Genomic DNA, 8828 nt, shown 5'->3' with positions numbered 1-8828 from the left:
CTCCAGGTAATTAGTCAGGTTCCCGTTGTGTGCGAGAGCAACATCCTGGCCATGCTTGGACGTACGGAACATGGGCTGGACATTGGCCCATTCTTTACCGCCAGCGGTGGAATAACGATTGTGCCCAATGGCTACATCGCCCTGCAAAGATTCCAACAGGGATTCATCAAAAACATTTGAGACCAAGCCCATGTCTTTAAACACAAGCAGGCCGTCTTCCCCACCGACCGCCATACCGGCAGCTTCTTGGCCGCGGTGCTGGATGGCATAGAGACCAAAATAAGTTAGTTTCGAAACTTCTTGCCCCGGCGCCCAGACCCCGAATACGCCGCATTCTTCGCGTGGTTCGGTTTCACCGTGATCGTCGAAGTCATTGTGCTCAGCATGGTCAGTAAATGTGTTTGCTACCACGCAGTTCATCATAACGGTTGGCGGTGGAATCCGCTAACAAGCACTTTTCACACGCCTACCGTGGGCTCGGGAAAAGCTGCGCAGAGCTCGACTAGAGCCCCACTAAACCCGGCTAGATCCAGGCTAGAGCCTCACTAGAGCCAGGCTAGAGCTTGATGATGGGCATCCACTGCGCGATTTCACCGGCCCTCGTACCCGACGCGGTCGTGTCTGCCTGAGCCACCAGTTCATCCCAGTTGCTGTGGCCGGTGGCCAAACGCAACCAGGCATGCGGGCTGGCCTCCACCACATTGGGCGGGACTCCCCTAGTATGCCGGGGCCCCTCAATACACTGCACTGCCACGAACGGTGGCACGCGCAGTTCCACGCTATGGCCGGGCGCATCGGCGGAGAGTAAACGCGCGGTGTGGCGCACGGCGTCGGCAAGCTGAGAACGGCTCGGCTGTGCAATGCCAGCCGCACGCGCGGCCTCAGGGGAATCGGCGGCGATCCAATCCGCGATCGCAAGTACTGCCGCGCGGGCTTTGGCCGGGTCAGGTTTTTTCACAGAGTTTGACCTCAAAAGCTTTCTTTTAGGAGTTCCATTGTGGCAACACCCCTCTGAACTCAATCTGCAAATTTTACGCTAAGCACTGGCTACGATGATCCACACCGCCACCAGGTGAAAGATAGCCGCGATGATCGTCGCGGTATGGAAATGCTCGTGGTAGCCATAAATGCGTGCGTTACGGCCCGGCCATTTCAAACCATAAGCCACCGCGCCGACGGTATACACCACACCGCCGGCCAACAGCAGCCACACCACGGCAGGCCCAGCGTTAGTCCACAGCTGAGATACCAGCGGCACAATCAACCAGCCCAAGGTCACGTAAATCGCCACATCAACCCAGCGTGGACGGGAAAGCCAGAAGAATTTCATTACCGCACTGGTGATCGCACCGCCCCACACGGTGGCCAACAACCACCACGCCTGCGGCAACACGATCAAGCAAAACGGGGTGTAGGTCGCGGCAATAAACACCGCGATCATGGCGTGGTCAGCACGACGCCAAGCCTGCACGGTTTTCTGCTTAGCCCACGGGATGCGGTGATACAGCGCAGAGACCGCAAACAGCGCAATCAAACCGCAACCGTAGACGGTCGCGCCCAGGGCTTGCCACCATTCCAGGCGCATCCAGGAAAACGTGGTGAGCACGCTAGCTGCAGCCAGCATAAGGATGGCCGCGGCAGAATGGAACCAACCTCGGGTGGCCGGGCGCGGTCCGCGATCAACCATGAAGAAGGTGCGCTGGACCAGGCCTTCCCGGTCATGGGTTTGCCAGTCACGACTCTCCCTGTCACGGTTTTCCTGGTTCGCAGCGTGCGAGACAGACGAGGCATTGTTTTTCACGCCCCTTATTTTAGACGAGAAAAATCCCGCCGCGGAAGGTCTTGGCAGTTTTTGCCGAACACAATCCGTGGCGGGAACACCGAACGCTAATAAGTGGCGGGAACGCCTAGCTCTAATAAAATGTGCAGCGCTGGCTCTTAGTCAAGAACGGAGTTTGCTCCGGTGGCATTACCGAACAAGCCAGGCAACGTGGCTGCCCATACTTCGCGCAGCTCCGCAACCGAAACGGCAACTCCCTCAGCAACCTGCAGGGTCTGCTCTTCGGTAGTGGCACCGATTTCTGCAGCCGGAACGCCAGCCTCCTTGGCAGCCGCCAGCGTGGCCTCCACGTCGTTCGTGGCTACCAGGATGCGGGAGGCTGACTCAGAGAACATCGCCGTGGTGGCATCAGCGTGCACAGCGGACAAATCCACCTTCGCACCGACGCCACCGTCGAAGCACATCTCGGCCAAAGTTTGGCCCAAGCCGCCCTCGGAAAGGTCATGCGCTGCGGTGATACCGGTGGCCTCGCCAGCGCTCAGCACAGCAGCCAAGCGCTCTTCGTTCGCCAGATCCACCTGCGGTGGCAGGCCGTTCAAACCAGCACCGGTGACCTGCTGCCAGATGGAACCGCCAAATTCTTCCTTGGTCTCACCCAACAGCACCAGTTTCTGGCCAGCTTCCGGACGGTGCCCAATCGCCTTACGCACATCATCAAACACACCAAGCACGCCGACGACTGGCGTCGGCAAGATTGGTTCCTCACCAGTTTGGTTGTAGAAGGAGACGTTTCCACCGGATACCGGCAGTTTCAGCTCCACGGCGCCGTCGGCAAGACCATGCACGGCCTCGCGGAACTGCCACATCACGTCGGTGTTTTCTGGGGAACCGAAGTTCAAGCAGTTGGTGATCGCCACTGGGGTCGCGCCCTTGGCCACCACGTTGCGGTAAGCCTCTGCCAGTGCCAGGCGCGCACCCATGTTTGGATCCAGCTTGGTGTAACGGCCGGAGCAGTCCGCAGACACAGCCACACCACGGTGGGTTTCTTCGTCGATGCGCAGCACGCCAGCATCCGAATGCAAAGCGTCCACGGTGTTGCCGCGCACGTAGCGGTCGTACTGCTCGGTGATGAAATCGCGGGAGCACAGCGCTGGTGAAGCCAGCATCTTCTTCCATGCGGCCAGCAGGTCTGCCCCCACCGGCTTGTCGACGCCACGGAACTGCTGCAGCTCGTCCTGCCACTCGGGGCGGGCGTACGGGCGTTCATAGACTGGGCCTTCATCGGCCATGGTGTAGGCCGGAGCATCCACGACCACTTCGCCGCCGTGGCGGATCACCAGGTGCTTGCCGTCAACGACCTCGCCGATCTCCGCACAGGTGACATCCCACTTGGCGCAGATTTCGCGGAAGCGTTCCACGTTTTCTGGGGCCACGACTGCGCACATGCGCTCCTGGGATTCCGAGGCCAGGATCTCTGCCGCCGTCATGTTTTCTGCCCGCAGCGGCACCGCATCCAGGTTGACTTCCATGCCGCCGTCACCGGCAGCGGCCAGCTCAGAGGTTGCGCATGCCAAGCCGGCGCCACCGAGATCCTGAATACCCACCACGGTTCCTGCGTGGTACAGCTCCAGGCAGCATTCGATCAGAACTTTTTCTGCGAACGGGTCGCCTACCTGCACGGCCGGCAGCTTGCGCTCTGCGCCTTCGTCGAAGGATTCCGAAGCCAGCACGGACACACCACCGATGCCATCCAGGCCGGTGCGCGAACCAAACAGCATGACTTTGTTGCCCTTACCGGAGGCAAAAGCCAGCTTCAGGTCTTCCACCTTCAGCGTGCCGACGCACAACGCGTTGACCAGCGGGTTAGCCGCATAGGATTCATCGAAGACGGTCTCGCCACCAATATTGGGCAGGCCCAGCGAGTTACCGTAACCGCCGATACCATGCACGACGCCCGGCAGCACGCGGGAAGTATCCGGTGCTTCTGCTGGGCCGAAGCGCAACTGGTCCATCACGGCAATGGGGCGCGCGCCCATAGCCATGATGTCGCGGACGATGCCGCCGACTCCGGTAGCAGCGCCCTGGTAGGGCTCAACGTAGGACGGGTGGTTGTGGGATTCCACGCGGAAAGTCACCGCGTTGCCATCTCCAATGTCAACCACACCGGCGTTTTCGCCAATACCGGCGAGGATTTTTTCGGCCATCTGCTCGGTCATAGTCTCACCGAAGTAACGCAGGTGCGCCTTGGAGGATTTATACGAGCAGTGCTCCGACCACATCACGGAGTACATGGTCAGCTCGGCATCGGTCGGGCGACGGCCGAGGATTTCTTTAATGCGCGCGTATTCGTCGTCTTTCAGACCCAGCGCGGCATAGGGTTGTTCTTGGTCTGGGTTCTGCTGGGCTTGTTCGACTGTGTCGTTGACGATCTTTTTCGCAACAGCGTCATTGGCGACGTGGGCCATAGGTGTGTCTCCTTAGAGCTTCTCGGCGCTCAAAGCGTTGAGTGCGGAACGGAAAATACCCAGGCCGTCGACAGAAGGCCCAGTCAAAGCTTCAACAGCGTGCTCCGGGTGGGGCATCAAACCAACGACGTTCCCAGCCTCATTGGTGATACCAGCGATGGAGTTGATCGAGCCGTTGAAGTTGTCGGTATAGCGGAATACCACGCGGCCTTCTGCTTCTAGCTGCTCGATGGTGGCAGCATCAGCTTGGAAACGGCCCTCGCCGTGCTTGGCTGGGATCAAAATTTTCTGTCCCTGCTCATATTCGCTAGTCCAGGCGGTGTTCGCATTCGCGACTTCCAGGTAGGTATCCACGCAATGAAAGTGCAGGTGCTGGTTACGGGTGAGCGCTCCCGGCAGCAAACCGGACTCGGTCAAAATCTGGAAACCATTGCAGATGCCCAGCGTCGGCATGCCTTCGCGGGCTGCTGGGATCACAGCCTGCATGACTGGCGACAGCGCAGAGATCGCACCGGAGCGCAGGTAGTCGCCGTAGCTAAAACCACCTGGGACGATGACGCCATCGACGTTGTGCAAGCTGTTGTCGTCATGCCACAGCTCCACCACGTTTGCTCCGGCCAGGCGGGCAGCGCGGGCCGCGTCGACGTCATCAAGAGAACCAGGGAAGGTAATGACACCGATGGTTGGGCTCATTAACGCTCACCCCGGTCAGCAGCTGCGGAAGCACCGGTAGCTTCGTCCGCAGCTACCTCGGCGTCGCGTTCTTCGATGACGATTTCAAAATCTTCAATAACCGTGTTGGCCAGCAGTTTTTCTGCTACTGCCTGGATTTCGGTTTCGGTGACGGTCTCATCGACGTCGAGTTCAAAACGCTTCCCCTGGCGCACCTGGCTGGCACCAGTCACACCGATGCGGCCCAAGGCCTGCAATACTGCTTTGCCTTGCGGGTCCAGGATCTCGGGCTTGGGCATGACATTGACTACGACTCTGGGCATTGCACTTCCTTTAGCGACTCGGAGTGTGGGCGTGCCACGGCGTGTGGGCGTGCCACCGTTTTCGTTGCCAGTCTAGCGTGAAAGCCAAAAAGATAAATGCATGGGCTTGCGTTCTGGCCGGGGTTCGTCGCGCAAAAATTCTGCTAGACATAACGCAAGCACAGAGCCCACCAGCGCGGTGAACGCCGCCCAGGGTAACCAGCGCTCGGAATCCCAGGCTGCCAGGGGCGGGAAGGCAAAGACTGCACAGACGGGAATTAAATACAGCACCCAACCTTGGCCCCGGGCTAAAACGCCTAATAAGGGCAGTACGATCAATAAAACGTAGTGATCCCACAGGATGCCGCTGGTGGCGGTGAGCGTGGTAAAAATTCCCACTGTGGTGATCTTCCACGGTTCGCTCGAGCGCCAAGCGATGTAGACCACCACGGCTATCAAAGCTAACGCCAACAAGCGCGGCACCAAGCTGGTGACCAACGACGGATCCTCCACGATAGAAACCAGGGCGTCGGGATCTTCCACGGCACCAACGTTAATCAGCGAGGCAAAAGCACCATTAACGGGCGCAACTAACGCGGCCGCGTTGAGCTCTTGCAGGGTTTCCACCCAGGTGCGGAACGTGGCAAAGCCCAGGGAAACAATGGAAACCACCACCGCAGTAATACCAAAAAGCAGGCCGGCCACCCCGGCTTTGCGTGCGCGGGGAAAGAACAAGCAGATGATAACCAGCACCACCGGGGTGAGCTTGACGACGGCGACCACGCCGAGAGCCAACCCGGCGCGAACCGGGTGTATGCGTGCTGCTGCGAGCCCATAGGCCACCCCAGCGAAAATAAAAGGAGTGGTTTGCCCCAGATGCAAGGAGGATTGAAAAGACGTGGCCACCCAGCCCAGTACAAGGCCTAAGGCCAAATACCCTGGCGGGATTTCATCTTCGAACCAGAACCGCCAAGCGGACACGATGAGTATTACCAGGGCCCACGCTGACAAAACGGTGATCCAAAATACCGCAGAATCAAAGCTCAGCAGCTTGGTAATCCAGGACATCACCTGGGCCACAAACGGGGTGTGCACGAATGGGTGCGGGTAGGCCGATACATCGGATTGTTCGTAGGTGTTGATCCAGGCTTCGCCCGTGATGAGGGCGAAGTCAGTTTCGTGGATGGCGTAGAGGTTTTCGGTGTCGCCTTTCCCCACCAGCAAACCAGCGATCCACAGTGAGCCGAGGTCGCCCGGGTCTTGTGCGCCACGCACCAGGAGCATAACGACCGCGCCGAAAAGCAAGCCGGTGACATGGTGGTACCACCGCACGATGGCCGAAGAGTCCGTCGCAGCTTCGGGCTTACGGTGGCGGGCCCGCCGTGTGGAGTTCGTGGAGACTCTCGTGGAGGCTGATGTACTCATGATGTCACTAAGTTATCAGCTTTCACACAAACACTCAGCAGCCACATCTGCCACAGCAAATACTCACGGGCGACACCCACCCCACCAAGCTATTCGGCCGCCGGAGCTATTTTTATTCCGTGATACCCGTGGCCTTGTTGATCGTCCACGCGTATTCGAATGCCGTCTGCTTCCACTTGCCGTAGCGCCCCGACACTCCCCCGTGGCCAGCCGCCATCTCCGTTTGCAACAAGAACTCGCCGCCACCGGCGATCTCACGCAACTTCGCAATCCACTTCGCCGGTTCCACGTACAACACGCGGGTGTCGTTCAGCGAGGTCACCGCCAGAATATCCGGGTAACGCTGGTCCGTGATGTTTTCATACGGCGCATATGAGGCCATGTAGTCGTAGTAGTCCGGGTCGTGGTACGGATCGCCCCATTCGTCCCACTCGACGACGGTCAGCGGCAGCTCTGGTTTCAGCATGGATGTCAGTGGGTCCACGAACGGCACGATGGCAGCAATGCCCGCAAACCGGTCCGGCGCCATGTTGGCGATTGCGCCCATGAGCATGCCTCCGGCCGAGCCGCCTTCGGCCACCATCGTCTCTGGTGCGGAAAGCCCACGGGAGACCAGGTCGTCGGCCACGTCAATGAAGTCAAAGAAGGTGTTTTTCTTCTTGTCCATTTTGCCGTTGTCGTACCAGCCACGGCCCATCTCTCCGCCGCCGCGCACGTGTGCGATGGCGAAGATCATGCCGCGATCCAGCAGCGACAGCCGGGAGATAGAAAAGCCGGGGTCCGTGCTGGACTCATAGGAGCCGTAGCCGTACAGCAAGGTTGGTGTCGGGGTGCTGGTGTCCAAGTCCGCGTGGTGGATGATCGACACCGGAATCTCGGTGCCGTCCCGGGCGGTGGTCCACAAGCGATACGCGGTGTAATTGCTGGCATCGTAGCCGCCGAGGACTTCCTGACGCTTGAGCAGCGTGAACACACCGGTGGCCGGGCGGTAATCATACAGGTGCGCCGGTTGCGTGAACGAGGTATAGCCCAGACGGATCACCGGGGCGTCCCATTCCGGGTTGCCGGACACGCCGACGGTAAATAGTTCTTCCTCGAATTCGATTTCTTGGAAGCTCCCCCAATCACCGGTGGCATCGGTGATCGAATCCAGCATCATGATCGCCGCGCGTGGGATCGCGCCACGTCGGTAAGAAAGCACCAAAAAGTCGCGGTAGGCGTCGACGTCTTCGATGCGCACTTCCGCATCATGCGCAAGCAACACCGGCAAATCCCGCAGGCCAGGCAGGTTGCTTGCCGACGCCACACTTGCGCTCGTACCGCCGTCGTGACCGTTACCTTCGTGAACACCAGCGCCCATACCGCCGCCATTTCCAGCCCCACAGCCTTCCGGAACCGGCACGGTGGACACGGCAAAATTCGCGCCCGCGGTGTTGTGCGTGACAATCCAATAATCCGCACCAGCTACCACCGCGTGATCAACTTCGTATTCCACCCCCGGCTCACGAGCCCACAGGCACTCGAACTCACCTTCTGGGTTGTTGTAATCCAGCACCCAAACTTCGGAGGTGATCTTCGAGGAGGTGACGATCATCAGGTATTTTTCAGAGCGTGTGGCGCCAACCCCGACGTTGTAGCGCTCGTCTTTTTCTTGGAAAACCAACACGTCTTCCGACTGCGGCGTACCAATGCGGTGGCGCCAGACGGTATCCGGGCGCCAAGCTTCGTCGACACGCTGATAAAAGATGTAATCCTCGCCCACCCAGCTGGCGCCGTAAAAAATGCCAGTGAGCTCGTCGGCAAGATAGTCGCCAGTCTGCAAATCTTTCACGTACAGGTGAAAGCGCTCGTCACCGGCGGTGTCCACGGAATACGCCAGATAGCGCCCGCTGGTGGTCACTGTGGAAGCACCCAGGGAGAAAAACTCGTGCCCTTCGGCCAAAGCGTTGAGGTCCAGCAGGATTTCCTCGCCCGGCACCGGGCCGTCGTCTGGGATGCTCGGCGGGGTCCACGGGTCCGTGCCCACCCGCGCGGGCGATTATTGGTATTACGGGCGCACCGAAGAGGGCAAAGACTACGGCTATTCCTGCCGCATCCCGGTAGAAGAGGGCACGGACCCGTGGACCCCGCCGAGCATCCCAGACGACGGCCCGGTGCCGGGCGAGGAAATCCTGCTGGACCTCA

The 8828-nt window shown here is 59.6% G+C and carries 7 protein-coding genes and 1 pseudogene; all 8 read right to left on the bottom strand.

Going from position 1 to position 8828, the window contains the following annotated elements; all coding sequences use genetic code 11:
- Positions 1 to 420 (bottom strand): annotated as a pseudogene (locus A5774_RS02385) (class II glutamine amidotransferase); the annotation flags it as partial.
- Positions 421 to 556: 136 nt separating this feature from the next.
- Positions 557 to 958, bottom strand: a complete 402-nt coding sequence (locus tag A5774_RS02380) for a sterol carrier family protein (protein ID WP_027018070.1) — start codon at positions 956 to 958, stop codon at positions 557 to 559.
- A 78-nt stretch (positions 959 to 1036) separates the two neighbouring features.
- Positions 1037 to 1687 carry a hemolysin III family protein gene (locus A5774_RS02375; RefSeq protein ID WP_064833202.1) on the bottom strand — a complete coding sequence of 217 codons (651 nt, stop codon included), beginning with the start codon at positions 1685 to 1687 and terminating at the stop codon, positions 1037 to 1039.
- A gap of 251 nt (positions 1688 to 1938) precedes the next feature.
- The gene (purL, locus tag A5774_RS02370; protein ID WP_064833201.1) at positions 1939 to 4245 is read right to left on the bottom strand and encodes a phosphoribosylformylglycinamidine synthase subunit PurL; all 2307 of its coding nucleotides are present in this window, start codon (positions 4243 to 4245) and stop codon (positions 1939 to 1941) included.
- A gap of 12 nt (positions 4246 to 4257) precedes the next feature.
- Complete coding sequence (purQ, locus tag A5774_RS02365; RefSeq protein ID WP_021354014.1) at positions 4258 to 4938, bottom strand: phosphoribosylformylglycinamidine synthase subunit PurQ; 681 nt, start codon at positions 4936 to 4938, stop codon at positions 4258 to 4260.
- Positions 4938 to 5240, bottom strand: a complete 303-nt coding sequence (purS, locus tag A5774_RS02360) for a phosphoribosylformylglycinamidine synthase subunit PurS (RefSeq protein WP_023018366.1) — start codon at positions 5238 to 5240, stop codon at positions 4938 to 4940. Before purS ends, purQ begins: the two co-directional genes overlap by 1 nt.
- 72 nt (positions 5241 to 5312) lie before the next feature.
- Positions 5313 to 6644 (bottom strand): glycosyltransferase family 87 protein, encoded by a 1332-nt coding sequence (locus A5774_RS02355; protein ID WP_064833200.1) that lies wholly within the window; start codon positions 6642 to 6644, stop codon positions 5313 to 5315.
- A gap of 112 nt (positions 6645 to 6756) precedes the next feature.
- Positions 6757 to 8670, bottom strand: coding sequence for a S9 family peptidase (locus A5774_RS02350; RefSeq protein ID WP_231892316.1), 1914 nt, complete (start codon positions 8668 to 8670; stop codon positions 6757 to 6759).
- Positions 8671 to 8828 lie beyond the last annotated feature (158 nt).

The sequence above is a fragment of the Corynebacterium sp. EPI-003-04-2554_SCH2473622 genome, assembly GCF_001665955.1.
In the GTDB taxonomy this organism is placed as follows: domain Bacteria; phylum Actinomycetota; class Actinomycetes; order Mycobacteriales; family Mycobacteriaceae; genus Corynebacterium; species Corynebacterium pseudodiphtheriticum.
This window is presented reverse-complemented; position numbering and strand designations above follow the sequence as displayed.